The 23,289-nt window shown below is 60.0% G+C and carries 22 protein-coding genes and 1 pseudogene; 17 read left to right on the forward strand and 6 right to left on the reverse strand.

Annotated features, from left to right (window positions below):
- Both J2858_RS23505 and J2858_RS23510 read left to right on the forward strand, forming a co-directional pair.
- Window positions 1-978 (forward strand): SAM-dependent methyltransferase (locus tag J2858_RS23505; RefSeq protein WP_210107312.1); only part of this gene is annotated, 978 nt, incomplete at its 5' end.
- Between the two features lie 527 nt (window positions 979-1,505).
- Window positions 1,506-2,221, forward strand: a pseudogene (locus J2858_RS23510) (alpha/beta fold hydrolase).
- A 381-nt stretch (window positions 2,222-2,602) separates the two neighbouring features.
- Here J2858_RS23510 and J2858_RS23515 read toward each other — a convergent pair.
- Genes J2858_RS23515 through J2858_RS23525 form a run of 3 tightly spaced genes read right to left on the reverse strand, consistent with a single transcriptional unit; the run spans window position 2,603 to window position 6,038 of the window.
- Window positions 2,603-4,258 (reverse strand): Zn-dependent hydrolase, encoded by a 1,656-nt coding sequence (locus J2858_RS23515; RefSeq protein WP_210107313.1) that lies wholly within the window; start codon window positions 4,256-4,258, stop codon window positions 2,603-2,605.
- Window positions 4,255-5,190: a dihydroorotate dehydrogenase gene (locus J2858_RS23520; protein ID WP_210107314.1), complete on the reverse strand. Its 936-nt coding sequence runs from the start codon at window positions 5,188-5,190 to the stop codon at window positions 4,255-4,257. Before J2858_RS23520 ends, J2858_RS23515 begins: the two co-directional genes overlap by 4 nt.
- Window positions 5,190-6,038, reverse strand: coding sequence for a dihydroorotate dehydrogenase electron transfer subunit (locus J2858_RS23525; RefSeq protein ID WP_210107315.1), 849 nt, complete (start codon window positions 6,036-6,038; stop codon window positions 5,190-5,192). Before J2858_RS23525 ends, J2858_RS23520 begins: the two co-directional genes overlap by 1 nt.
- Window positions 6,039-6,375: 337 nt before the next feature.
- Between J2858_RS23525 and J2858_RS23530 the strand changes: the two genes are divergently transcribed.
- From J2858_RS23530 to J2858_RS23560, 7 genes are all read left to right on the forward strand, one after another.
- Window positions 6,376-7,263: a helix-turn-helix domain-containing protein gene (locus tag J2858_RS23530; protein WP_348635526.1), complete on the forward strand. Its 888-nt coding sequence runs from the start codon at window positions 6,376-6,378 to the stop codon at window positions 7,261-7,263.
- Window positions 7,264-7,449: 186 nt separating this feature from the next.
- Window positions 7,450-8,223 carry an ABC transporter ATP-binding protein gene (locus J2858_RS23535; protein WP_210107317.1) on the forward strand — a complete coding sequence of 258 codons (774 nt, stop codon included), beginning with the start codon at window positions 7,450-7,452 and terminating at the stop codon, window positions 8,221-8,223.
- The gene (locus tag J2858_RS23540) at window positions 8,223-8,987 is read left to right on the forward strand and encodes an ABC transporter permease (protein ID WP_210107318.1); all 765 of its coding nucleotides are present in this window, start codon (window positions 8,223-8,225) and stop codon (window positions 8,985-8,987) included. The genes J2858_RS23535 and J2858_RS23540 overlap by 1 nt, the downstream gene beginning before the upstream one ends.
- Window positions 8,984-9,775 (forward strand): nucleoside phosphorylase, encoded by a 792-nt coding sequence (locus tag J2858_RS23545; protein WP_210107319.1) that lies wholly within the window; start codon window positions 8,984-8,986, stop codon window positions 9,773-9,775. Before J2858_RS23540 ends, J2858_RS23545 begins: the two co-directional genes overlap by 4 nt.
- Before the next feature lie 4 nt (window positions 9,776-9,779).
- Entirely contained in the window at window positions 9,780-10,784 is a 1,005-nt protein-coding gene (locus tag J2858_RS23550; RefSeq protein ID WP_210107320.1) for an ABC transporter substrate-binding protein, read from the forward strand.
- A 2-nt stretch (window positions 10,785-10,786) separates the two neighbouring features.
- Entirely contained in the window at window positions 10,787-11,530 is a 744-nt protein-coding gene (locus J2858_RS23555) for an ABC transporter permease (protein ID WP_210107321.1), read from the forward strand.
- Window positions 11,531-11,540: 10 nt separating this feature from the next.
- Window positions 11,541-12,719 (forward strand): phosphopentomutase, encoded by a 1,179-nt coding sequence (locus J2858_RS23560; protein WP_210107322.1) that lies wholly within the window; start codon window positions 11,541-11,543, stop codon window positions 12,717-12,719.
- Window positions 12,720-13,193: 474 nt separating this feature from the next.
- Here the strand turns inward: J2858_RS23560 and J2858_RS23565 are convergent, their stop codons facing one another.
- The gene (locus J2858_RS23565) at window positions 13,194-13,649 is read right to left on the reverse strand and encodes a MarR family winged helix-turn-helix transcriptional regulator (RefSeq protein WP_210107323.1); all 456 of its coding nucleotides are present in this window, start codon (window positions 13,647-13,649) and stop codon (window positions 13,194-13,196) included.
- Between the two features lie 112 nt (window positions 13,650-13,761).
- Here J2858_RS23565 and J2858_RS23570 point away from each other — a divergent pair, with 112 nt between their 5' ends.
- From J2858_RS23570 to J2858_RS23580, 3 genes are all read left to right on the forward strand, one after another.
- Window positions 13,762-14,133: a nuclear transport factor 2 family protein gene (locus J2858_RS23570; protein ID WP_210107324.1), complete on the forward strand. Its 372-nt coding sequence runs from the start codon at window positions 13,762-13,764 to the stop codon at window positions 14,131-14,133.
- Between the two features lie 64 nt (window positions 14,134-14,197).
- On the forward strand, window positions 14,198-14,641 hold the full coding sequence (locus J2858_RS23575; RefSeq protein ID WP_210107325.1) for an ester cyclase: 444 nt from the start codon (window positions 14,198-14,200) through the stop codon (window positions 14,639-14,641).
- Between the two features lie 39 nt (window positions 14,642-14,680).
- Complete coding sequence (locus J2858_RS23580; RefSeq protein WP_210107326.1) at window positions 14,681-15,826, forward strand: epoxide hydrolase family protein; 1,146 nt, start codon at window positions 14,681-14,683, stop codon at window positions 15,824-15,826.
- A 14-nt stretch (window positions 15,827-15,840) separates the two neighbouring features.
- Here the strand turns inward: J2858_RS23580 and J2858_RS23585 are convergent, their stop codons facing one another.
- Complete coding sequence (locus J2858_RS23585; protein ID WP_210107327.1) at window positions 15,841-16,578, reverse strand: SDR family oxidoreductase; 738 nt, start codon at window positions 16,576-16,578, stop codon at window positions 15,841-15,843.
- A gap of 96 nt (window positions 16,579-16,674) precedes the next feature.
- Between J2858_RS23585 and J2858_RS23590 the strand changes: the two genes are divergently transcribed.
- A complete protein-coding gene (locus tag J2858_RS23590) occupies window positions 16,675-17,604 on the forward strand; it encodes an AraC family transcriptional regulator (protein WP_210107328.1) in 930 nt (309 codons plus the stop codon).
- Here J2858_RS23590 and J2858_RS23595 read toward each other — a convergent pair.
- Window positions 17,591-17,992, reverse strand: coding sequence for a winged helix-turn-helix transcriptional regulator (locus tag J2858_RS23595; protein WP_245367241.1), 402 nt, complete (start codon window positions 17,990-17,992; stop codon window positions 17,591-17,593). The two genes, J2858_RS23590 and J2858_RS23595, sit on opposite strands and share 14 nt — an antisense overlap.
- 76 nt (window positions 17,993-18,068) lie before the next feature.
- Here J2858_RS23595 and J2858_RS23600 point away from each other — a divergent pair, with 76 nt between their 5' ends.
- The 4 genes from J2858_RS23600 to J2858_RS23615 all read left to right on the forward strand — a co-directional run bounded on the left by J2858_RS23600 (window position 18,069) and on the right by J2858_RS23615 (window position 23,289).
- Window positions 18,069-18,485 (forward strand): DUF6640 family protein, encoded by a 417-nt coding sequence (locus J2858_RS23600; protein WP_210107329.1) that lies wholly within the window; start codon window positions 18,069-18,071, stop codon window positions 18,483-18,485.
- Between the two features lie 826 nt (window positions 18,486-19,311).
- The gene (locus J2858_RS23605; protein WP_210107330.1) at window positions 19,312-20,370 is read left to right on the forward strand and encodes a LacI family DNA-binding transcriptional regulator; all 1,059 of its coding nucleotides are present in this window, start codon (window positions 19,312-19,314) and stop codon (window positions 20,368-20,370) included.
- A gap of 5 nt (window positions 20,371-20,375) precedes the next feature.
- Window positions 20,376-21,977, forward strand: a complete 1,602-nt coding sequence (locus tag J2858_RS23610; protein ID WP_210107370.1) for an FAD-dependent oxidoreductase — start codon at window positions 20,376-20,378, stop codon at window positions 21,975-21,977.
- Window positions 21,978-22,026: 49 nt separating this feature from the next.
- Complete coding sequence (locus tag J2858_RS23615; RefSeq protein WP_210107331.1) at window positions 22,027-23,289, forward strand: ABC transporter substrate-binding protein; 1,263 nt, start codon at window positions 22,027-22,029, stop codon at window positions 23,287-23,289.

A 23,289-nucleotide genomic window follows, 5' to 3' on the forward strand; every position in this document is an offset into this window, starting at 1 on the left:
CCGAAGCCGAGGAGCAGTATTACGCCATGCTGGACGCACCAGCCTGGGCCGCATAACTTAAACGAAATGGCCTCCGGCAAACCCGGCGCGGTTCAGTACGAGGTATACGAGATGTCGGAGACATTCATCCCGCGGATACAAGAACTCGCCAAATCCGCGAGAATGCTGGCGCTCGTTGGCGCCTCCATCAAGTTGCGCTCAGACGCTTCAGTCCTGCCGGCCATTCGCGAGCAGATCGAACTCGGTGCACGAATGGCCTTGGGTGAGGTTCTGGATGAAGGTGATGAGGAGCAGATGTCGCTTGCCCTGGTCATGGTCGAAATGGCGTTGAGCGAGGCCGGCGAACTGTTTCGTAACCCGGACCGGGGATCAAACTGGGAGATTGTGGATGCCGCTCAGATGCAGGCCATGGGCCGCTCTTCCAAAAGCGTCTTCACTCGCATCCAATCCATTGCCGAGACTGACCCGCAATTGCGGGAAACGTTTAAGGGCACGTTTCTGGATGTCGGCACCGGGGTTGCGGGCATCGCGCTCGAAGTGGCCAAGTGCTGCCCTGACATCAAGGTTGACGGCATCGACATCTGGGAGCCCGCTCTGGAATTCGCCCGACAAAATGTCGCCGAGAGCCCTTATGCAGACCGCGTGACAGTGCGCAACCTTGATGTTGCAGAGCTTGACGAGAACAACAAGTACTCGCTGGCCTGGCTTCCGACCATGTTTCTAAAACGCGAGATCATAGAGGCTGCGCTTGACCGCATCGCGCGCGCTTCGGTCAGCGATGCCTATCTTGTCGCTGGCATATACACTCGACCGGAGGACCAGTTCCTGGCGCTCATGGCCGATCTGAGGATGCTACGAAGCGGCGGCGAAATAAGCGATCCGGCCGAGATGAAGGCGATGATGGAAGCCCGAGGATATGTCGACATCGGTATGAGCGTGACCCCGGTTGCAACTTTTGTCTTCGGAAGACTGCCCTAAAGATGGGGCGCTCCCCGCGAAGGATGGATTCGCGATCGCGAGATTTGATGTGATCCAGGCAGTGGCCGGATTGCCGCAGACGCTAGTGGCTGGCCCGATCAAGAAGTCGCAAGTTTGATGATGCAGGCTCGGACCGCCAGCCATTTCTCCGGTGATTTCTATCCCATCCCGCCGAGTGAGCGTCAGATGCGTAAGTTTGGCACAGGCAATTTGAGTGCTCTCGGGTTCCTTGTCCTCAGAGCCGCCACAAGGCTTAGATGGCTAATACCATCGGATGCCCGGGTGAGACGAAAGCCCGATATCTGGCGCAGGAGATGCCTGCAATCCTGCTGATACTGATTGACGACCTCCGGTCCCGTCCCAAGCAGTCTCCTTCAGCAACCTTCGGCCGGGCAACGGTTTCCCCACCCGTTGCCCGGAGAGGAGACAGATTTGAAACTTTACCTTTCAACATCAAAGAGAGAACCATCATGGAACTCGCCCCGCTCACCCTCGCCCTAGCAAGCGCCACCACACTGGCGCTTGCGATGTTTACCCCTGCCGTTGCGACGGCTGCACCAGTGAAGAATGTTGTTCTCGTGCATGGTGACTTAGCCGACGGCGCTGGATGGCGTGGAGTTTACGAAGAACTGACGAAGCGCGGATATCACGTCAAGATCGTTCAGAACCCGCTCACGTCGCTTGAAGACGATGTCGCTGCGACCAACCGCCTGCTCGACCTTCAGGACGGCCCGACGATCCTTGTCGACCATTCCTGGGGTGGTACGGTGATCACGGAAGCCGGTGTGCACAGCAAGGTCGCCGGCTTGGTTTATGTTTCGGCTTTGGCCCCGGATGCCGGGGAAACCACTGCCCAGCAATATGAAGGTTTCGCGCCGACGCCGGAATTCGTCCTCGAAATCGGGAAAGACGGCTTCGGCTTCGTCAAGCCGGAAATGTTCAAGCAGGGCTTTGCCCATGATGTCAGCGACAGCAAGCGGCTTTCATGGCCGACTCCCAGGTCCCGATCAACATGTCGGTGTTCGCAACGAAGCTGAAGAATGCCGCTTGGCACAGCAAGCCGAGCTGGGCCGTGATCGCCACGGAAGACAAGGCGTTCGATCAAGCGATGCTCGTACACATGGCCGAACGCATAGGCGCCAAGATTACCAAGGTTTCCGGTAGTCACGCTCTCTTCATCACGCGCGCCAACGAGATCGCGGACACCATCGACGACGCGGCAAAGACGCTGGCTACCAATTGACGCCAATGCTAGCCGGGGGATCGACGCCTCCGGCAATTCTGCGGCAGTGACGTCGTCTCAAATAGTTCTCCGCCGCATCCCCGGCTCCAGCTCGGGATGCGGCGGCACCTTGTTCAGGGAGCACTGGGTCGAAGAGGCCTTCAACACGATTGTTTCGATTCCTACAGATTTTCTGAATTTTTTACCCTGACTGACACGCTCGTCAATGAGCGGCAGCTATCGGATTCCGGCTACTCGAAAGCCGCCGTGCCGGTAACGGCCCCTTTACGGACATCCCAACTAAACCAGATGCTTGATCTGGCTTGTTTTTCCGCCGACTTGGATCTGAAGTTTTGACGGGTCGTCGGTTCGAATCCCTTCGAGAGCAATTAAATATCTGGCCTACGATGTCTCGCGGCAGAGCTGACTGGCAAAAGCAGAGGTGACGTTGAGCCATTCGGATTTGTCCTTGTGATTGAATGCTTCTTCTAGCCGCACAGCGATCTGCTGAAACCGTGCAAGTTCTTCATCGAACAACGCGGCTTGAGCCGCTACGCCATAGTAGCGGTCTGCAAAAACCTGGGCGGACTGAGCCAACATGAAGTAGCCGACCGCCCGCTCTGGATCGGCGACAGCAGCCTCGCGCGCAGCAATAGACGCCGCCTGATAGGCTCTTACGGCATTCCCTTTCTGACGGATGATATCAGTGATCTTGGTGAACATGGGACCTGTTTCCTTTGCCGTCTGGCCGGCGGTTTCGGCCTCGTTAGAGGATGGGTTCGGGTTGGTCAGGAACTGATGGAGGATCGCGGTGGCGACCTGGAAATCGTCGATCTCCATCGCCTCCTGCGGGTTGTGCGATCCGTTGCGGTTCCGAATGAAGATCATCCCTGACGGAATGCCTACTTCGGAAAAGACGGCAGCGTCGTGGCCGCCGCCGGACGGGATCACGGCTGGCTGGACGTCGATGGTTTCCGCTGCTTCGGTAAGTCGGGCTATCAGCGGTTGGCTGCAAACGGCGGGACTGGTCCACAGGGCCTGGCCGAGAACGAAGCGGACCGCGCGTTCCGTCTCGATGCGGGCCACCTGTTTCAGCGTGAGCGCATGCATCATCTCCAGCATCTCGCGATCCTGGCTGCGGACATCAAGGCTGAATTCCACGCTGTCCGGGATGCGGGAGAGGGCGTGCTTCTGTTGGTCGGTTGAGACCATGCCGCTGGTGACGACAAGGTCATGGCCGCCCGCGACGAAGTCATGCCAGGCGGCGTCCAGCACGTTCAGGAGTTCCGCCATGGCGAGCACCGGATCGTGGCGATAGGCGAGGGGGACGGCGCCGGAATGACCTGCTTCACCAAAGCAGGAAATCTTCTTGTACCGGAAATTGCCGCGGATGCCGGAAACGATCGCCGCCGGCAGATTGCGCTCGATCAGGACCGGACCCTGTTCGATATGCACTTCTACATAGGCCTTCACCGTTGTCCGGTCGAGAAGCGGTTTACCGGCGCGGATGGGCATCATATCTATGCCGACTGCCTGCATATGGTCGTCTAGCGTGCGGCCGTCCTTCTTGTGGCGCGCAGAAAGTTCGGTTTCCGAGAGGGCGCCGAGCAAGGCTTTGGACGCGATGTAGCAAGGGCCGAACCAGGCGCTTTCCTCGCCCCGCATGGCAATGACTTTTACCGGTTCGGGGAAATGGATGCCTTCGCGCCGGGCACGAACGAGGCAGAGCAGGCCGGCCAGTACGCCGGCCAGTCCGTCGAAATTGCCGCCGCGCGGCACGCTGTCGACATGCGAACCGACGAGGATGTAACGTTCGGCCGTTGTATGTTCGGGCAGCGAGAAGACGACATTGCGGCCGGCATCCCATTCCGTGGAAAGGCCTTCGGAACGGGCGAACTCGATCAGGAAATTGAGCGTTTCCGTCTCGATCTCGGAAAACGCCGGACGGCTCACGCCTTCGATATCGGCGGTGCGCGTAGCGATCTCGGCAAATAGCCAGGTTGCCGTATCGGCGATATCGAAGCAGGCGGGTTTTTCGAGAACGGCGGCGGTCATCATGCGTACTCCGCAAGGGTAATGGCTTCGTCGGCGATGTCGACCGTACCGATCAGGGCGTCGACGGAGGGAAGGTCGCGTCTTTCAAGTTCCTGTTCAAGCTCACGGACAAGGCGCGGCATGGTGGTGGGGCTGATGAAAGTTGCGGTGCCGATCTGCACGGCGCGGGCACCTGCGATTAGGTATTCGAGCACGTCGTCGACGGTCGAGATACCGCCGCAGCCGATCACCGGAATGGCGACGGCCCGGGCACACTGATAGGTCATGCGCAGGGCGATCGGTTTCAGCGCCGGTCCGGAAAGCCCGCCCATGACATTGCCGAGTCGGACGCGGCCGGTACGGCTGTCGATCGCCATCGCGAGCATGGTGTTGGCGGTGACAAGCGCATTTGCTCCTGCGGCTTCCGCCGCCTGCGCTACCTCCACGACTTCGCCGGTATTGGGCGAAAGCTTTGCCCAGAGCGGCAGATCGGTGGCGCCGCGCATCTTGCGGATGACGTCCCGGGTCGGTCCGGGCCGCATGGCGAACGCCTTGCCGTCGTCCTCGATATTAGGGCAGGAGATATTGACCTCGATCGCCGCAACGCCCGGCACGCCGACTTCTTCGGCAAAACGGGCGAATTCATCCGCCGTATTGGCGGAAATGCTGATCACCAGCGGCGCTCCGTAATCCGCATAGAAGGGCACGATGTTCTTCAGGAACCATTCGGCACCCTTGCTCGGGATGCCGATCGAGTTCAGCATCGCGCCGTTGACCTCGCAGACGCGCGGCACGGGGTTGCCGGCGCGCTTTGCCTGGGTGATCGTTTTTGTCACATGCGCGCCGAGGCAGTCGAGATCGAAGACTTCCCCTAGTTCCTCGGAAAACGTGCCGGACGCCGGCATGATCGGGTTCTTCAGCATCAGTGCGCCGATCTTCGTGGTGAGGTCGACCATCACAGCACCTCCTGCAGATCGAAGACGGGGCCTTCACGGCAGACGCGCAGATTCACCGCGCCGTCCTCGCGCCGGAAGGGCCGCACGCAGGCCTGGCACATGCCGATGCCGCAGGCCATATGCTGTTCGAGCGCAGCCTGTCCTCCAATGCCGTGGCGGGCGGCGATCTCTTGCAGCATGCGCAGGAGCCGTGTCGAGCCGCAGGTGAAGAAGGCATCAATGCCTCGGCTTCGGAACAGTCCCTCGATCAATGCGGTCAGGTTTTCGACGCTGGAATTGCCGTCTGTATCGGTGACGGTTATGACCTCGGCGCCGCAGGAGCGGAAGAGGTCGGTCGACATCAGAAGATCCGGCGAACGGGCACTGCAGATCGCCGTCAGCGGCCGGCCGAGTTGCGCGCATTCGCGGGCGAGTGGGGCGAGCGTCGCAAGTCCGACGCCACGCGCGACGAGCAGCGGTCGGCGCCATTCGGGCCGGATTTCGAAGCCCTGCCCGAGCGGGCCGACAATATTCAGGCTTTCGTCGTGTTTCAGTTCGGCCATCGCGCCGGTGCCGGTGCCCGCGACCTTATAGAGAAAGGCAAGCTCCCCTTTCATCTGATCATAGGAATAGATGCTCATCGGCCGGCGCAAATAGGGCTGGAAGCGATCCGTCTGTGGGCAAAGAAGATGGAAGAACTGGCCCGGCTCGCAGTCGAGGACAGAAGCCGGTGCTGCAAGCACGAGCAGGCGGTATTGGCCATTCACCCATTCATGGGTTTTCACCCGGGCTTCGACCTCGTGGATCGAGGGTTGCCGCGAGGTGCAGGGAGAAATGGAATCAGGGACGACGCAGAGACTGGCTGGCATAAGGGCTTCCGAACTAAGAAATATAGGCGCGTCGGCGAATCTGGCCGCCGGTCGAGGACATGTCTGTGGGGAGGGGCGACGGGGAACTGGGTTCAAACCCCGCTCGTCGCGCGCAGCCGATCGCTTATGGTCAGCGTAGAGCGGAAAGGCGACCGGACGTCATAGGGTGCTCCATGCGTTCAAAAACAGAGCCTAATTTGGAAACGCGAAAGCTGTCAAGACAATTCTCAAAAATGAGATTATTCGCATAAAAATTATCTTCATTGCGAATTGTCCATTTTTTGTATAAACAGTCGAAGATTTAGCCATAATATGGGAAGGAATCGCCTTGGACTTCGTGAGTTCCACAGAGGATGTCGGTCGTCGCCTTCGCGCTTTCCGTATGGGGGCCGGTCTGACCCCGGAAGAACTTGCGGCCAAGGCCGGGGTGTCGCGAGCTGCAATCTACCGCTATGAATCGGGCAAGCCGCCGAAGGTCGATACGCTCGGGAAGATCGCCGACCTACTTGGAGTTTCACTGCCGACGCTGCTGGGTGTTGGAGTGGAATACATCGCTTCGGCCATCAGTTTCTTCGAGCGCATGCGTCAGATGGAAGAGGATGTCGATCAGATCACGGTGATGTTCGGACCGATCTCCTATCTCCTCACGACCGATCGCTATGACGAACTCCTGCCGAAAGTGCTCGATGAAAGCATTCCGCAGGATGTCGGCGACCGGAAGGCGGCAATCCGCGAAATCGTCGCGCTGATTGAAATCCTCAAAACCCGCAAGGAGACTTTCCGCCGCCGAAGCCCCAATATCGTAAGCCTAGTCTCGGCCGCGGAGCTGGAAGATTTCGGCCGCGTCGGCTTCGTTGGTGCCCATAATCCGCCCGGTATCAACCTGGCCGAGCGGCAGGCGGCAGCTCATGACGAAATCCACAATATCGTTCGTATGCTGCGCGAGCAGCCGATCGGCGTGCAGATCGGTGTGGTGATCGATTCCATGCCGGGCGCGAGCTTCCAGGTATTCAAGCGGGCCGACAAGGCGCAGGTCGCCGTCAGCCCGTTCCGGCTGGGCTCCTTCGCCAATATCCGTCTCGGGGTCGCGACGATCACGGGTGCGGCTGAGGCCGTGCAGCTTTATGGCAGCATGACAGATCAGCTCTGGCGGCGCAGCCTCAAGGGCGATCAGGCCGCCGACTTCATCGAGGAGAACATTCTTCACCGTCAGGCTGCGGCCTGAGGGTCGTTCTCATGTTGCAGGTCCAGTGCTGCAATTTGATACAAATCTCATCTTTGAGATTTCGGTTGCGTCTATGATAGTTTTGTGAAAGCTTGGCTTCTTTCCCGGGCGGGCCAATGACGCAAGAGGATATTCGATCCTCCGAAAAACTATTGGCGCCCCCGCTGCTAGGCATGGGAGTTTTTGGTGGCGCAATCGGAGCGGATGATCGATATTGCGGGTGTTCACAAGACATTTGTGGCAGACCACGGCACAGTGACGGCGTTGGAGCCGGTCAGCATCACCATCAAGGCAGGCGAATTCATCTCGATCGTCGGCCCTTCCGGCTGCGGCAAGTCCACCCTGCTGCGCCTGATTTCCGGGCTCGACCAGGCGAGCGGCGGTACGATCGCCCTTGATACGGCTGGGCGCAAGCGCCCTGTCGGCTTCGTTTTCCAGGAGCCGGTACTGCTGCCGTGGAAGACTATCATCGAGAATGTCCGTTTCCCGCTCGATACAGCCGGTGTGAGCCGCGCCCAGAGCGACAAGATCGCGCTCGACCTCATCAAAATGGTCGGGTTAGCCGGCTTCGAGAAGGCCTTGCCGCGGCAATTGTCGGGTGGCATGCGCCAGCGCGCGGCGATCGCCCGCTCGCTGTCCGACGATCCGCCGATCCTTTTGATGGACGAACCCTTCTCGGCGGTGGATCTCATGACCCGCGATACATTAAACGACGAGCTGCTGCGCATCTGGCTGTCGACCGGCAAAACGATTCTGCTCGTGACCCACAGCGTAGACGAAGCAGCCTACCTCGCCGACCGGGTGATGGTGATGACCGCACGGCCCGGCAAATTGAAATGCATCCATAACGTTGATCTCGCCCGCCCGCGCGGCGACGAAACCAAGCTCGATCCGGCCTACCACGCGCTGGTCGCCCAGCTTCGCCGCGATCTTCGTACTTCCGGTGGGGAGGCGCATTGATGGCCAAGCGCCTCGCTGCCTGGGTCGATTACGCGCTGGCACTCATCTTGCTTCTGGCCGCCTGGTGGTTTGCGACCGGGCCGATGGAAATGCCTACCTATCTCCTGCCGTCGCCCTTGCGCACCTGGAACGCGCTGGTCGGCATCGCGGTGACCGGCGAACTCTGTGTGCATCTCGGCTTCACGCTGCAGAATATCGTCCTTGGCCTGGTTCTCGGGTGCGTTGCGGGGGTGGCGCTCGCCTACCTCATGACGCGCTTTCCGAAACTTGCCGTCTGGCTGGACGGGCCGCTGGTCATTCTGCAAACAGCGCCGAAGATTGCGCTGGCGCCGCTCTTCGTCGTCTGGTTCGGCTTCGGTATCCTGTCGAAGATCATCTTGATCTTCTCGCTGGTCTTCTTTCCGGTCTTCATTGGCTCGGTCGCGGGTTTCCGCTCGCTCGATCCGAAGCTGAAGGATCTCGCCAAGCTCCTGGGTCTTAGCACCTTTCAGCGGTTCCGCCAGATCGAGCTGCCGTCGGCCATGCCGGAAGTCTTAGTCGGCCTGAAAATCGGCGCAGTGCAGGCGCTGGTGGGTGCGGTTCTCGCGGAATGGATGTCCGGCAAGTTCGGCCTCGGCTACCTGATGACCTTCGCGTCGGCCACCTACAAGACGCCGCTTCTCTTTGCTGCGGTGCTGATGACGGTCGTGCTGGGACTTCTCCTGCATGTCATGCTCACCATGCTGGAAAATCGGCTACTGTCCTGGAAGGGTGCGAAGAAATGATCAGGACGAGCGCCGCCTTTCCTTGGAAGAACGGCCGGCCACCGCATCTGCCTTGCGGCCCGGGCGATGTTGCGGAAAACGTGCTAACCCCGGGAGATCCGGATCGTGTGCGACTGCTTGCCGACATGCTAGAAGACGTAACCGATTTCGGCCGCAAGCGCGAATTCGCCCTCATTACCGGCATGTATGAAGGTGCGCGCCTGACCATTTGCTCCACCGGCATCGGCGGCCCTTCCACCGAAATTGCGCTGGTGGAACTCGCGATGCTCGGCGCAAAGCGGGTGGTGCGCATCGGCGGCATGTCCGCGCTCGCGGCGGAATACTCGACCGGCTCCTTCGTGGCTGTCGATCGCGCCATCGGAGATACCGGCACGGCCCACACCTATCGCGCCGCCGGCGGGGAGGCGATAGCCTCACCCCGTGTGGTTGCTGGTCTCGTCGGCGCGGCTGCTGAACTCGGGCTTACCTGCCGCCCCGGGATGGTTGCCTCCACCGACAGCTATTATCTCGGGCAGGACCGCCGCTATCGCCCCGTCGACGACGGGCAGGACTTTTCCGGCAATTTCATTGACCGCTTTCAGGCGGAGGGCGCCATCGGCGTCGAGATGGAAAGCGAGATCATCTTGACTGTCGGCGGAGCAATAGGCCTCGAGACAGGCTGCCTACTTGGTGTCCATGGAAATCGCGCCACAGACGACTGGCTCGACGACTATGAGGCAACCCAACGAAACCTTCTGCGCATTGCGGGAAGGGCATTTTCCTCCAAAGAATGGGAACTCAGGAGCTAATAACATGATACAGTTTCGCGTAACGACCGCCGCAAGCCTGCTTGCCCTCATCGCCTCGCCGCTTTTCGCTACAATCGCTGAGGCTGCCGATAAGGTCGTGCTGCAGATTGATGGTGCGGCCGCTCCGTTCTATGCTCCGCTCTATGCCGGCGTCGAGAAGGGCGTTTTCCAGAAGAACGGCATCGAGGTCGAGTTCATCTATGCGGCGGCTGCCGACATCCTGACGAACATCGCGGCCGGTAATGTCGATTTCGGCTTTCCGAACGGTGACGCCGTGGTGGCCGCCGCCGCCAACGGGCTGCCGGTGAAGGTCGTCCACACGACCTATCAGCGCGGGATCGGCGCTTTGCTTGCCAAGGAATCCAGCGGCATCAAGACCTACAAGGACCTGAAGGGCAAAAAAATCGCCGTTACCAGCCTTGCCAGCCCGAACTATCTGCAGCTCCAGGTGGGCTTGCAGCAGGCGGGCCTGAAGCTTGAGGACGTCTCCGTCGAAGTCGTTGCCACAGGTGCCATCGTCCAGTCGCTGCAAGCTGGGCAGGTCGATGCGATCGTATTTTCCGAGTTGCGCAAGTATAACCTCGAAGCCGACGGCACCAAGGTCACGATGATCCTGTCGAACGACTTCCTACCCTCCTTCGGCAACGTCGTCGTTACCAGCAGCAAGAAGCTTGCCCAGAACCCGGACCTCGTGAAGCGATTCACCACCGCCGTCACCCAATCCTACCAGTGGGTTCTCGACGGCCACATTCCGGATGCGCTTGACATTTCGCTGACAAAATACACGCCGACCTGGCCGAAGGACCAGAAGGCCATCCTGACGACCGCTTTCGAACAGACCTTCGTGCCGTCGGTCTGGCAGAGCCCGCTCACCAAGGAAAAGGGCCTCGGCGCGGCCGATATGGCCGGCTGGCAGAAGAATGCCGACATTCTGGCGCAATACAAGGTGATCGACAGCGCTCCGAAGGCGGCTGATTTCGTCGTCGATCCGTCCACGATCGGTAAGTAATCATGGTCCTGCGTGGCATAGCGGGTCTGGTCGCGACCCTCGTCCTGTGGACGGCGATCGTCTTCATCTTCAAGGTCCCGGCGTTTCTGCTGCCGGGCCCGGTCGAGGTGTTCGATCGCGTCGCTTTCCTTTTCGAGAACGCCAAGCTCACCCGGCATATCTGGGTGACGCTCTCGGAGATCATCGGGGGCTTTGCGTTCGGAACCGCCGGCGGCATCCTGGCCGGCGTCATTTTCGCACGCGCTCCCCGCATCGAGCGCTTTGCCACGCCACTCATTCTGCTTCTACAAACCGCTCCGAAGATCGCGATCGCGCCGCTTCTTCTTCTCTGGCTTGGCATCGGCCCGACGCCGAAGATCGTACTGATCGCGATCGTCACCTTCTTCCCCGTTATGCAGGGAATGGTAACCGGCCTGCGCTATGGCGAAGGCAGTTTTCGTGATCTCGCCTCTGTGCTGAGGCTCAGCCCCTGGCAGCGCTTCCGGCATATCGAACTACCTTCTGCACTGCCATCCGTACTTGCCGGCATGGCAGTCGCGACGACGCTTGCGATGACTGCGGCGGTGATCGGCGAACTGATCGGTGCCAACGAGGGCCTTGGCTATCTTCTTTCCTCGGGGCAGGAGAACAGCGATACTGCGGTCGTCATCGGCATGGTCATGCTTTTGTCGCTGATCGGCTGGGCGTTCTACGAAGTCATCGAACTCATCCGCCGCCGTTCGCTCGGCCGTTTCCAGCTTTCCTGAGTTCGAAGGGATGGCCCGCGTTTTCCTCTGCGTTCTCGATTCCGTCGGTTGCGGCGGTGCGCCTGATGCGGCGCATTACGGCGACAACGGATCCAACACGCTGCTGCATATCGCCGAAGCCTGTGCCGCCTGTCGTGCAGAAGACGGCAGGAGCGGTCCGCTGAAGGTTCCGAACCTCGATGCGCTTGGCCTCGGCGTCGCGATCACACTCGCCTCCGGCGAAGTTGCCCCCGGCCTTACTGCCGTGCCCGGCGGGTGGTGGGGAGCGGCGCAGGAGGTCTCCGCCGGCAAGGATACCCAGTCGGGTCATTGGGAACTTGCGGGCGTACCCGTCACACGAGACTGGCATTATTTTCCGCGCACCGAGCCGGCATTCCCCGCCGAGCTGATGGCGGAGCTGGTATCCCGCGCCGGGATATCCGGGAGCCTAGCCAACAATCATGCCTCGGGTACCGAAGTGCTTGATCAGTTCGGTCTCGAACACATCGCCACCGGCAAGCCGATTGTCTACACTTCGGCCGACAGCGTCGTGCAGATCGCCGCGCACGAGGTCCATTTCGGTCTCGATCGCCTGCTCGAAACTTGTCGCATCGCCGCCGATATTTTCCATCCGCTGAATGTCGGCCGCATTATTGCCAGGCCCTTTATCGGCGAGGCGCCCGGTAGCTTCATCCGCACCGCCAATCGAAAGGATTTCGCCATCGCTCCGCCGGAAGGGACAATCTGCGACCGGGTGGTGGCTGCGGGCGGTGCGGTGCATGCCGTCGGCAAGATCGGCGATATCTTCGCCATGAAGGGCATTACCGATGTCTCCAAGGGCAAAGATGACATGGCGCTTTTCGACCATGTGCTTGCATGGACCGACAAGGCGGCCGACGGCGATCTCGTATTTGCAAATTTCATCGAGTTCGACAGTCTGTGGGGTCACCGCCGCAATGTTTCCGGTTATGCGCGCGCGCTCGAGCTTTTCGACGCCCGGCTGCCGGAGTTGACCGGCCGGCTGCGCGATGGCGACCTTCTCATCATCACCGCCGACCATGGCAACGATCCGACCTGGCCCGGAACGGACCATACGCGCGAGCGGGTGCCGGTGCTGGTAACCGGACCCCGCGTGACGGCGCGCGAACTGGGGATCCTCCCTTTTACTGCCGTCGCGCAACTGACAGCCTTTCATCTGAGCTGCCGGTAAGGCCTCGCCGGACAGGATCGTACCACAGGCTTTCGATGCGATCATGAACCGCTCTGGAAGCTCATCGCCGAAAGGGCGCGATCCCTCCGCCCTTGCATCATCAGTCAATTTCCGAACTCACGGGCGGTGGCATTGTCGACACGGCTCGGCCGGATAAAGTGGAACCGGGATTTTAGTGTGCTAATTTAGGTGTTTGATCCGCCTCGTTTATCTACTGAGTTACATCCGAAATAATAGCGGGTTGACGGTCCGATTCCGTTCAAGGCGAAAGACGCTGGTCAGCATCTTGCTCGATCTTGCTGCGGGTCGTGCCTACGACGGATTCGCGCCCACAAAGCGGACATGGGTTCCGTCTGGACCAATAGCTATACGGGCCGCTGGAAGTAGTTCTGCTTGTAGCAACGGGATTGGGGAAACAGCCATTGACTTGCTTCAGATACCGCTGGATCCCGGCATTAAACGTCTATGTTTAGGTCAGTCTGTCCCATCTTCAGCATCGGAAAGCTGATCTAGGTTGGCGATGAGTCGACTAAGAAGTTCGACTAGCTTCTGCTGTTCCTCGTTTGAGAAACCCGCCATGGCTTCTCTATTTCCCTGGAACAGCGTTGCGGAGGCTTGCGGCAACCTTTCCCGCGCAGCCTGCGTTAGAACAACGCGACTGCTGCGTCCGTCGTGCGGATCGGGCGTCCTCGTAATCAAACCATCTCGCTCCATCCGCGCAAGCATTTGTGCCATCGGCGGCTGGGCGACCTTTGCAAACTTAGCAAGGTCCCGTTGCGTGCTAGCGACGCCATTTTCCAAGGCAACCAGAACCGGTACATGTCCAGCCCCAAATCCCAACGGTCCCAGGCGCTCTTCGCTGAGGCGTGTAAAAGCTCGTGCAGCAATACTGATAAGATGGCCAGGGGTCTTGAGCACCTCTTCGTCCAATAGCTCACTCCCTTCGCTGCTTGACGTCATTTATATATGCACATATGCATAACGTCGTCGAGCTGTTCAGTGCTCAAAACGCTATTTTTGCACATAACTCTGGGAGCATAAAATGTTTCAACATCATATCCAGACCGTTGCTCAGCTCTATGTCCGCTTCAACGCCCAGGACATTGACGGGGTCCTTGAGTCTCTCGATGAGAACGTGGAATGGGCAAACGCAATGGAGGGCGGTCACGAGCACGGGCACGAGGCCGTGAAGGCGTACTGGACTCGTCAGTTTGCAATGGTTCGCCCGGTTGTGACGCCGAAGGACTATTCACAATCCCATTCTGGCGACGTCGTCGTTCAAGTGGAGCAGCGCATTTACGATCTCGATGGACGGCCTCTTGAAGGCGAACAGGAACATGAGCTCAGGAACAGGACAGTTCAACACACCTTTCGGATGAAGGACGGGAAAGTCGTCCGTTTCGATGTCGGCTGATCAGGCAACATCAGAAGTACTGATGCATATTCAGAGATCTGCCCCCTTGGAAGATAGGCAACACATGACCACGCTTTCAAAAAATGAACTCATCGCTCGACTGATCAAGGCCGGGGAGCTCGAAGTGGCCGGTGCATCCGATGCTGAACTGGCCGAATATTTTGACACGGACAACTTTCGGTTTCATGGGCCCGACGGGTTCGAGACGAATTTTGCTGGATTGAATGCCTATTTCGCGTCGATTAGGTATGCGTTCGACGATCGCTCTATCAGGAGGGGCATCATCATCGCCGATAGGGGGCTCATTGCCTGTCAGACCTGGATTGAAGGAACGTTTGTGCGAGACTTCACCATGTCCCCGGCAGGGCCCCTTCCGGCCAATGGTGCGCGCGTGATCTGGGACCTCATGAACATCTTCCGCTTCAACGACGAAGGCAAGCTGATCGAAGAGTTTGTGCGTACCGACTATCGAAGTTTCCTGCGGCAGTTGGGTGCTGAGGGTAGATGATGGCATGAAGTTGTAGGCGTTCTTTTTGGGAAATCTGTAGTGGTACAACCGTTCAAGATTACGATAGCTGATAACGTTCTCGAGGATCTGAGGACGAGGCTTGTCGCAGCAAGGCTTCCCATCTCGCTTGACGAAACATCCTGGGACGACGGGGCGAGTCTTACCTTTACCGGGAAAGCCGTTGATCACTGGCGGACGCGTTTCGACTGGCGCAGACAGGAAGCGCGCCTCAACGAACTGCCGCAGTTCGTGGCAGACATTGATGGCCTCGCTATCCACTTTGTCCACGTGAAAGGCATTGGGCGGGCGCCGATGCCCTTGGTTCTCACGCACGGCTGGCCCGGGTCCTTTACCGAATTCGAGCGGATCATCCCGCTGCTGACCGACCCCGGCGCCCATGGCGGCGATCCCCGGGATTCGTTCAGTGTGGTGGTGCCGTCCTTGCCGGGCTTCGGCTTTTCCTCAGCGCCGAGGATGACCGGAACCGGATCGAGAACCATTGCGGGGATGTGGCATCACTTGATGACATCTCTTGGGTACGAACGCTACGGCGCGCAAGGCGGCGATATCGGCTCGGGCGTCTCGCTGTGGCTTGCTAGGCTCTTTCCAGCCCATGTGATCGGGGCGCACCTCAACTATGTATCGGCGGGACTACAGCCGACCATTCTGCCGCATGAGGAGATGACCGCTGAGGAGGCACGCTTTCGCCAGACGGCGGCTGACTGGGCGGCCAAGGAAGGTGCATATTCCGCACTCCAATCAACCAAACCTCAAACGCTGGCCTACTCTCTTTCCGACTCGCCGACAGGCCTTGCAGCCTGGATCATCGAAAAATTTCAGGCCTGGAGCGACTGCAACGGTGACCTTGAAAGTATTCTGTCGCTCGACACGATCCTGACCGACATTTCGCTTTACTGGTTCGGCAACAACCTGAATGCTTCGTTGCGTCTCTATAAGGAGAACCGTCTGGACCCGCTGGTGTTTGCACCCGGAGAACGGTTGAAGCCGCCGGTCGGGATGGCGCATTTCCCCAAGGAGTTGCCCGTTCCTCCCCGCTCTTGGCTTGAGCGGGTCGCAACGGTGACGCGGTGGTCCGAAATGTCCGCCGGCGGACATTTTGCGGCGCTCGAACAGCCGCAACTGCTGGCCGAAGAGATCAGGGCGTTCTTTCGCCCAATCCGGTAAAACCCGGCGCGCCGTCAGGCCTGGGCGGTCGGCCGCACGACGATCTCGCCGACATCGACATTTGATGGCTGACCGATGGCAAAGGCGATGGCATCGGCAATCGCACGGGGCGGGATCGCCATCGTGTCCATGCCGGCCTGCATGCCTTTGCGCAGGGTCTCGTCGGTCGTCGACGATGACAGCCCGGTTGCGACATAGCCGGGCGAGATCGTCGTGACACGGAGATTTGCGCCCGCCTCCTGACGGAGCCCCTCGGAAATCGCCCGCACCGCGTTCTTCGACCCGGCATAGACGGCCATCGTCGGCACGATCTTCAGTCCGGCAGTCGAAAGCGTATGGACGAAATGGCCAAATCCCTGCCGGCGGAAGAGGGGAAGTGCCGCTGCAATGCCGTAGAAAACGCCTTTGACGTTGACGTCTATCGTCGTCTCCCAGTCCTCGACACGCAGGTCGTCCAGCAGAGAGATCGGCGCGATCCCGGCGTTGCTGATCAAGACGTCCAGCTTGCCGTGGCGTTCTACCGCCAAATTCACGAGGCGGGAAACGTCCTCGCGCCGGCTGACATCCGTGACACTGAAACTTGCTGTCCCACCTTGTTCGACGATGCGGTCGCTGAGGGCGGCCAACCTGTCCTCACGTCTCGCGCCGAGCACGACAGTTGCTCCCTGTGCAGCCAGAAGCATTGCGGTTGCCTCGCCGATACCGCTGCTGGCGCCTGTTATCGCGATGACCTTGCCTTCAATTTCGGCCATGATTTGTCTCCTCGTTTTCTGATCCCTCGAATCTAGCTGGCTGCCGGATGTAAGCTATGCGAGAAAAGCCCGATAATCGTCGCGAACGGATCGAATATGGACCCGCTATCGGAAGCGTTTGCACTTTTGGATATTCGGGCCGCGCGCTGCACGCGCTTTGAAGCCGGCGGGACCTGGGCATTCCGGTTTCCCTCGAAAGCCGCGTTGAAGTTCGCCGCGGTGCTGCGCGGACGCTGTCATGTCGATTTCGAGAACGGTTCAAGGCATGAGCTTGCCGCCGGGGACGCCTTCCTCATGGCACACGCGCCCGGTTACGTTCTCGCGAACGACGAGGGCGTCCCTCCCGCCGATGGCATCGCGCAGTTCGATTGGGGTCACTCCGACACGGCACACCACCAGGGTGACGACACGGTCATCATTGCAGGGAGCTTCAGCTTCGAGCCTTCCGACGCAGGCCTGCTTCTTGACAAGCTTCCAACCTTCCTGCTGATCTGCTCCAGCTCTCCGCAGGCTCCGGCAATCGCCTCGACCCTGCATCTGATGGCCGGCGAGATCGGCAGTACCGAGATCGGCGCTTCGGTGTTCACGGGCAGACTTGCGGATATGCTTCTCGTCCAGGTCCTGCGCGCCGCGCACGATCAGCACAGCAACGACGATCTTGGCTGGGTTGGTGCGCTCTGCGACGCCCGGATCGGACAAGCGATCCGCTTGATGCACGGCGATCCGAAAAGCAACTGGTCTATCGATCAGTTGGCGTCATGCGCCGGCATGTCGCGATCGGCCTTCACGAAGCGCTTCTCCCTGCTGGTCGGATATCCACCCCGGGACTATCTTTTACGCTGGCGTCTGCGGCTTGCCCGCGACATGCTGAAGCGCGGCTTCACCGTCGCCAGCGCTGCCAACGCGGTCGGATATTCATCGGAAAGCGCATTTGGCAACGCATTCAAGCGGGTCTACGGACTATCGCCAAGGCGTTACGGAGCGCCGCGTCATAACGTTCTCCCGAGCGGCTCTAAACCGCTTTGATCAATCTTCTCGCAGGGGGGGTGGACGCATCGTAGGTCTTGCGCGCCTCCCGGATCGCAAACCGGTTTCGCACAGACCAGAGCGCCAGGTCCCTGACGACGGTGAGAAGATCTCGTCCCAATGGCGTCAGCTCGTAGCTGACCCGCGTAGGCATCGCGGAGATCTCATGCCTGATAATAAACCCGTCTCGAACCAGCGCCTTCAATGTCGAGGTGAGGACTTTGGCGGAGACTGCATCGATCAGCCGTTTGAGCTCGTTGAAATGCAGGGGTCGATCCGCCAATGCGACGACAACTAGGACGGACCACTTGTCGCCGACGCGCGAGAGAATGCCGCCGACTTCGGCGCAGTCTCCTTCGATCATCAGCTCGACGTAACTCGGTTTCAAAAAGGTAACTCCTTGCCAACCCGCCATGCTTCGTACTCACTAGCAACCAACGGTAACTTCAACGCGAGCAGAAGTCATGCCCATCGCCAGCAGCCTGATGTTTTCATTCGTCGCGATCATCACAGCGATCGGCGCGCATCTCGCTGATTACAGCTCAACCCATTTATTCAACCCAGCGTGGCCAGGTCACGCCAAATACCACGCCGGCCATACGATGGCGCTTGCGGCGCTGCTGGGAGTGCTCACCCTCTTCTTTGCATGGCGTCCCGGCGGCGACGTGCTGACCAATCTTCTCGCCGCAGCGGGCTTCGGATCGATCTACTGGATCAGCCAGAGCGTCGCGATCTGCTACCCCAACACGCTTTTCTTTGATCCCGAATTCGACGTGCCCATAAACTACATTCTTGGATTGCCCGCACAAGCCATGTTCCAGATCGTCTTTCTCTCCGTCACGGCGATTGCCTTTCTCTGGGGCTTGCGGTCCACGATATGAACGCAGAGCCGTATGGGTTGTCTGTTGCTTACCGCCGGTAACCGGGTCTACGGTGTGAAAAGGTGAACTGCCTCCGCATCTTCAATCCTCGTCACAAGGATCGCGACAAGTGTGCCTACGAGTTCGCTAACTCGTCTAGGCGTGCCGTCTGCCTTCTACCTCTCACGGTGGCAGCTTTCACCTAGCGCTCGACATCACATCCCCCACCGAGCAGTCCGCAATAAAGGCAGCACCCGGACCCGAACGAACGGCATATTTCGACTACGACAAAGGCAAGTCAGAAGGCACCAATGGACGGAAGCGATCGTGAAAGCCACGACTTACAGCGTTCTAGATCGCTGTCCATCGAAAGCTGCAAGTCCGGTCACGGCCCCAGTGCGGACATTCCAAATAGACCAGATGCTTGATATGCCTCGTTTATCTCCAGGTTTGCCCCATTACTGGCGGGTCGACGGTTCGAAACTGGTTCAAGGCGCGAGTTGGAGGTTTACACCGACAATCAGCAGGCAATGGCTTGTTACCATGCTCGGATTTCAGGAGCTCTCACGCCGTCCCCAAGATGATGATGGCTACGCTTTCGAAAATGCGCATCTGCGCTTGATCGGCTAGCGTGATAGGGCGGCGAGAACAGCCGCAATGCAAAGCCAGCGCCTTCCCAGCGCAGCTCCATCGAATTCAAGCCTCCTGTCACCGCAAGCCGCAGCTGCTCGATGCCGTGCTTGGTTGGGTCGTTGATTTTTCGCTTGACAAGACAGGTCCGTAAACTGCTAATGCGCATTAGCAGCTAATACGCATTAGCAAAAGAGAGCCTGATTGAAGAGGGGCCGTGGCAGCAACCAAGCGTCTGACCCAAAACGATATCGCGAAGATCGCCGGCGTCAGCCAGGCCACCGTTTCGCTCGTTCTGAACGGTGCGCCGACGGCTCTCGCCCGTATTCCGGCGGAAACCCGTGAACGTGTGCAGAAGGTCATCCGCACGACCGGTTACGTCGCAGATCCGATCGCCCGGCGCATGGCCAAGGGCCTCAACCGGATTTTGGGCGTTTTCACCTATGAGCCGGCTTTCCCCAGCGCCCAGGCGGATTTCTTTACGCCCTTTTTGCTCGGCATCGAGGAAGAGGCGCAGCAGCAGAACTACGACCTGCTGCTCTTGACCAGCGCCGGCGTCGGCAACAACCGCAAGATCTTCTCCGAGGGCAACCGGCTGCGCATTGCCGACGGCTGCCTTGTGCTCGGGCGCGAATTTGATCGCGCAGAACTCGCCCGGCTGGTGGCCGAGGATTACCCATTTGTTGCGATCGGCCGACGTGAGGACGCTGGCGGACCCGTTCCTTACGTCGGCGGCGACTATGCAGCCGGCACCCGCGCGCTGGTCGAGAAGGCCCGTTCGCTGGGCCATTCAAAAATGGCCTATGTCGGGCCGCAAGGTCCGGCGGAATCGATAGCTGACCGCTGGCTCGGGTACCAGGCGGCGTTGTCGGTCACCGGTGCGGAACAGATGTTGCATATCGCCACCGTCAATCGCCCGGCCGACGAAATCCTCGATTCGATCCTGTCCTCGGGCGCAACGGCTGCCTTCTTTATAGAACTGGCAGACGCTGTCCGCGTCGAAATCCTGGCGCGCGAGCGTGGAATTTCGGTGCCCGGCGACCTGTCGATGATCGTGCTCGGCAGTCACATCCGCGCCGGACGCAGCGCGGTGCGCTTCACCTCCTACGAGATCCCGCGCGAGGAGATGGGGCGGCAGGCGACCGCCATGCTGGTGACCCGCATCGAGACCGGCGCTGCCGGCAGCCAGATCCTTCTTCCCTGCGAGCCCGTCGCGGGAGAGACACTGGGACCCTGTCCTTCAAATCGAGAACAAAAAACGGATGGTATGACGTGAAAGAGATGCGAGCAGATATTCTTGTCGTGGGTGGCGGTCTTGGTGGGGTTGCGGCAGCACTCGGTGCTGCGCGCGCCGGCAAACGCGTCATCATGACGGAGGAATATGACTGGATCGGCGGTCAACTCACCAGTCAGGCCGTGCCGTCCGACGAGCATACATGGGTCGAGCAATTCGGCATCACCCGCTCCTATCGCAAGCTGCGCCAGGCTGTTCGCCAGTATTATCGCGACCACTACCCGCTCACCGAAGGCGCCCGCGCCTGGGGCGATCTTAATCCCGGCGGCGGCTGGGTCAGCCGCATCTGTGCGGAACCACGCGTCAGCCTTGCCGTCATGGAAAGCATGCTCGCCCCCTATCGCGGCGCTGACCGCCTGACGGTGCTACAACCCTATCGGCCGGTGGAGGCCGACGTTGACGGAGATACCGTCCGTTCGATCACCGTCCGTCACCGCGACAGTGGCGCCGAGATCGTGATCTTCGCCGATTACATCCTCGATGCGACAGAGCTTGGCGATCTCCTGCCGATGACCGGCACCGAATATGCCAAGGGGTTCGAGGCCCAGTCCGACACGGGCGAGCCGAGTGCCCCACCAGAGGCGCAGCCGGACAATGTCCAGGCCGTGTCGATCTGCTTTGCGATCGACCACGTGGATGGCGACCAGACGATCAACAAGCCCAACAATTACGACTACTGGAAACGATACCAGCCGCATTTCTGGGGTGGCCCGATGCTGGGCCTGACCGCGCCGCATCCGCGCACGCTGGAGCACACGACCCGCTCCTTCACGCCCAACCCCGACGATGATCCGCTTCTTGTCGATGCCGACCAGCGCAAGGGTGGCGGTGACGAGAACCTCTGGATCTTCCGGCGCATCGCCGCCCGCAAGAACTTTGCGCCCGGCTTCTATGCATCCGACATCTGCCTCGTGAACTGGCCGATGATTGACTACATGGACGGCACGATCATCGACGTTTCCGAGGCGGACAAGGCACGGCACCTAAAGTCGGCCGCCGACCTCTCCTATTCAGTCTTCTACTGGCTGCAGACGGAAGCACCGCGCCTCGATGGCGGACAGGGGTATCGCGGTCTGCGCCTGCGTGGCGACATCACCGGCACCGAGCACGGCCTCGCCATGGCGCCCTATGTGCGTGAAAGCCGGCGCATCAAGCCAGTCACCCGCATTGTCGAACAGAACCTGTCCTTCACGGTGCGCGGCGAAAAGGGTGCTGTCCGTTACCGCGACAGTATCGGCATCGGCATGTACCGGATCGACTTGCACCCTTCGACCGGTGGTGACAACTATGTCGACGTGCCGTCCTGCCCGTTCGAAATCCCGCTCGGTGCACTTCTGCCGCAACGGATGAAGAACCTCATCCCGGCCGGCAAGAACATTGGTACCACCCATATCACCAACGGTTGCTACCGCCTGCATCCGGTTGAATGGAATATCGGCGAGGTCGCCGGAATGCTGGCGGCCTTCAGCCTCGAAAATGGCCTAGCGCCGCATCAGGTGCAGGCCGACGACAAGCATCTTCACGACTTCCAGGCAGCACTGACCCGCGAGGGCATCGAGATCCGCTGGCCGGAGGTCGCGGCTTATTAAGTCATACTACCATCTGTAGCTCGAACCCATCTTTGGAGGAGGACTGGGAATGCTCTATCACCCGACGTTGAAATTTACTGTCTTCGCGCTCGGCCTTCTGGGGCTGGGCGGCATTGCCCAGGCGCAGGACGCCGTCAACCTGCGGATGACCATCTGGAGTGCCAACGAGGCGCATCTGAAGCTGTTCAACGATATCGCCGCCGGCTTCAAGAAGGAGCATCCGAACGTCACTGTGGCCTACGAGTCGCTGCCGTTCGACACCTATACGACCGCGCTGACCACCCAGATTGCCGGTGGCAACGCCCCCGATATGGCCTGGATCTTCGAGACCTCGGCCTACGACTTCGTCAAGTCCGGAGCGCTCTATCCGCTGACCGACACGCTGAAGGCGGCCAAGGGCTACAACCTCGAGGAGGTCAGCGCCGGTGCGACCGAACGCTGGACACAGGATGGCGCGCTCTATGCCTATCCGTTCTCGACCTCGCCCTTTGCGATGTTCGTCAACAACGACGTCATCAAGGCCGCCGGTGCAAAGACCCCGGCCGAGATGATCGCCAGCGGCGACTGGACCTGGGAGAACGCCATCGCAACCGCATCGGCCGTCGGCAAATCCGGCAAGGGCGGCCTGGTCGTGCGCGACTTCAACTATCAGAACTGGCAGTACCTGACCTCGGTCTGGAACGGCTGGGGCGCGTCGCCCTGGAGCGAGGAGGGCAAGACCTGCAGCATGGCCGACAAGCCGATGGCGGACGCCCTGTCCTTCATCCACGACGCCATCTTCACCAAGAAGGCGATGCCCGGCCCTGGCGAGATGGTCGACTTCTTCGCCGGAGATGCGGCGATGACCATCACGCAGATCAGCCGCGCCTCGCTGCTGCCGAAGGACAAGCCATTTTCCTGGGATCTCGTGCCGCTGCCGAAGGGACCGGCCGGAGAGTATGCGTTGATCGGCCAGGCCGGGATCGGCGTAATGCAGTCGGGCAAGAACGCCAAGACGGCGGCGGAGTTCGTCGCCTACATGACCAACCCGGAAAACTCGGCGAAGCTCAGCCAGTTCTTTCCGTCGGCGCGCAAGTCGCTGCTGAATGCCGAGGTGCTGAAGAAGACCAATCCGCTGCTCAGCCAGGAGCAGATTGAAAAGGTCGTGATCAACGGCATCGCAACCGGCAAGGTCATGCCCGGTCATAGCGGCTTTGCCCAGATCCAGCAGATGGTCCGCTCCAACCTCGACGCCATCTGGCGCCCGCAAGCGGACGTGCCCGGCACGCTGCAGAACATCTGCGGCCAGATCGGCCCGCTCTTGAAGCGCTGA

This window comes from Neorhizobium galegae (genome assembly GCF_017877135.1).
In the GTDB taxonomy this organism is placed as follows: Bacteria; Pseudomonadota; Alphaproteobacteria; order Rhizobiales; family Rhizobiaceae; genus Neorhizobium; species Neorhizobium galegae_A.

Coding starts and splice junctions, on each gene's coding strand:
- J2858_RS23515 (WP_210107313.1), bottom strand. CDS start 4,258: ATGATGACCGCCGCCGTTCTCGAAAAACCCGCCTGCTTCGATATCGCC.
- J2858_RS23520 (WP_210107314.1), bottom strand. CDS start 5,190: ATGGTCGACCTCACCACGAAGATCGGCGCACTGATGCTGAAGAACCCG.
- J2858_RS23525 (WP_210107315.1), bottom strand. CDS start 6,038: ATGCCAGCCAGTCTCTGCGTCGTCCCTGATTCCATTTCTCCCTGCACC.
- J2858_RS23540 (WP_210107318.1), top strand. CDS start 8,223: ATGGCCAAGCGCCTCGCTGCCTGGGTCGATTACGCGCTGGCACTCATC.
- J2858_RS23545 (WP_210107319.1), top strand. CDS start 8,984: ATGATCAGGACGAGCGCCGCCTTTCCTTGGAAGAACGGCCGGCCACCG.
- J2858_RS23550 (WP_210107320.1), top strand. CDS start 9,780: ATGATACAGTTTCGCGTAACGACCGCCGCAAGCCTGCTTGCCCTCATC.
- J2858_RS23555 (WP_210107321.1), top strand. CDS start 10,787: ATGGTCCTGCGTGGCATAGCGGGTCTGGTCGCGACCCTCGTCCTGTGG.
- J2858_RS23560 (WP_210107322.1), top strand. CDS start 11,541: ATGGCCCGCGTTTTCCTCTGCGTTCTCGATTCCGTCGGTTGCGGCGGT.
- J2858_RS23570 (WP_210107324.1), top strand. CDS start 13,762: ATGTTTCAACATCATATCCAGACCGTTGCTCAGCTCTATGTCCGCTTC.
- J2858_RS23575 (WP_210107325.1), top strand. CDS start 14,198: ATGACCACGCTTTCAAAAAATGAACTCATCGCTCGACTGATCAAGGCC.
- J2858_RS23585 (WP_210107327.1), bottom strand. CDS start 16,578: ATGGCCGAAATTGAAGGCAAGGTCATCGCGATAACAGGCGCCAGCAGC.
- J2858_RS23590 (WP_210107328.1), top strand. CDS start 16,675: ATGGACCCGCTATCGGAAGCGTTTGCACTTTTGGATATTCGGGCCGCG.
- J2858_RS23600 (WP_210107329.1), top strand. CDS start 18,069: ATGCCCATCGCCAGCAGCCTGATGTTTTCATTCGTCGCGATCATCACA.
- J2858_RS23610 (WP_210107370.1), top strand. CDS start 20,376: ATGCGAGCAGATATTCTTGTCGTGGGTGGCGGTCTTGGTGGGGTTGCG.
- J2858_RS23615 (WP_210107331.1), top strand. CDS start 22,027: ATGCTCTATCACCCGACGTTGAAATTTACTGTCTTCGCGCTCGGCCTT.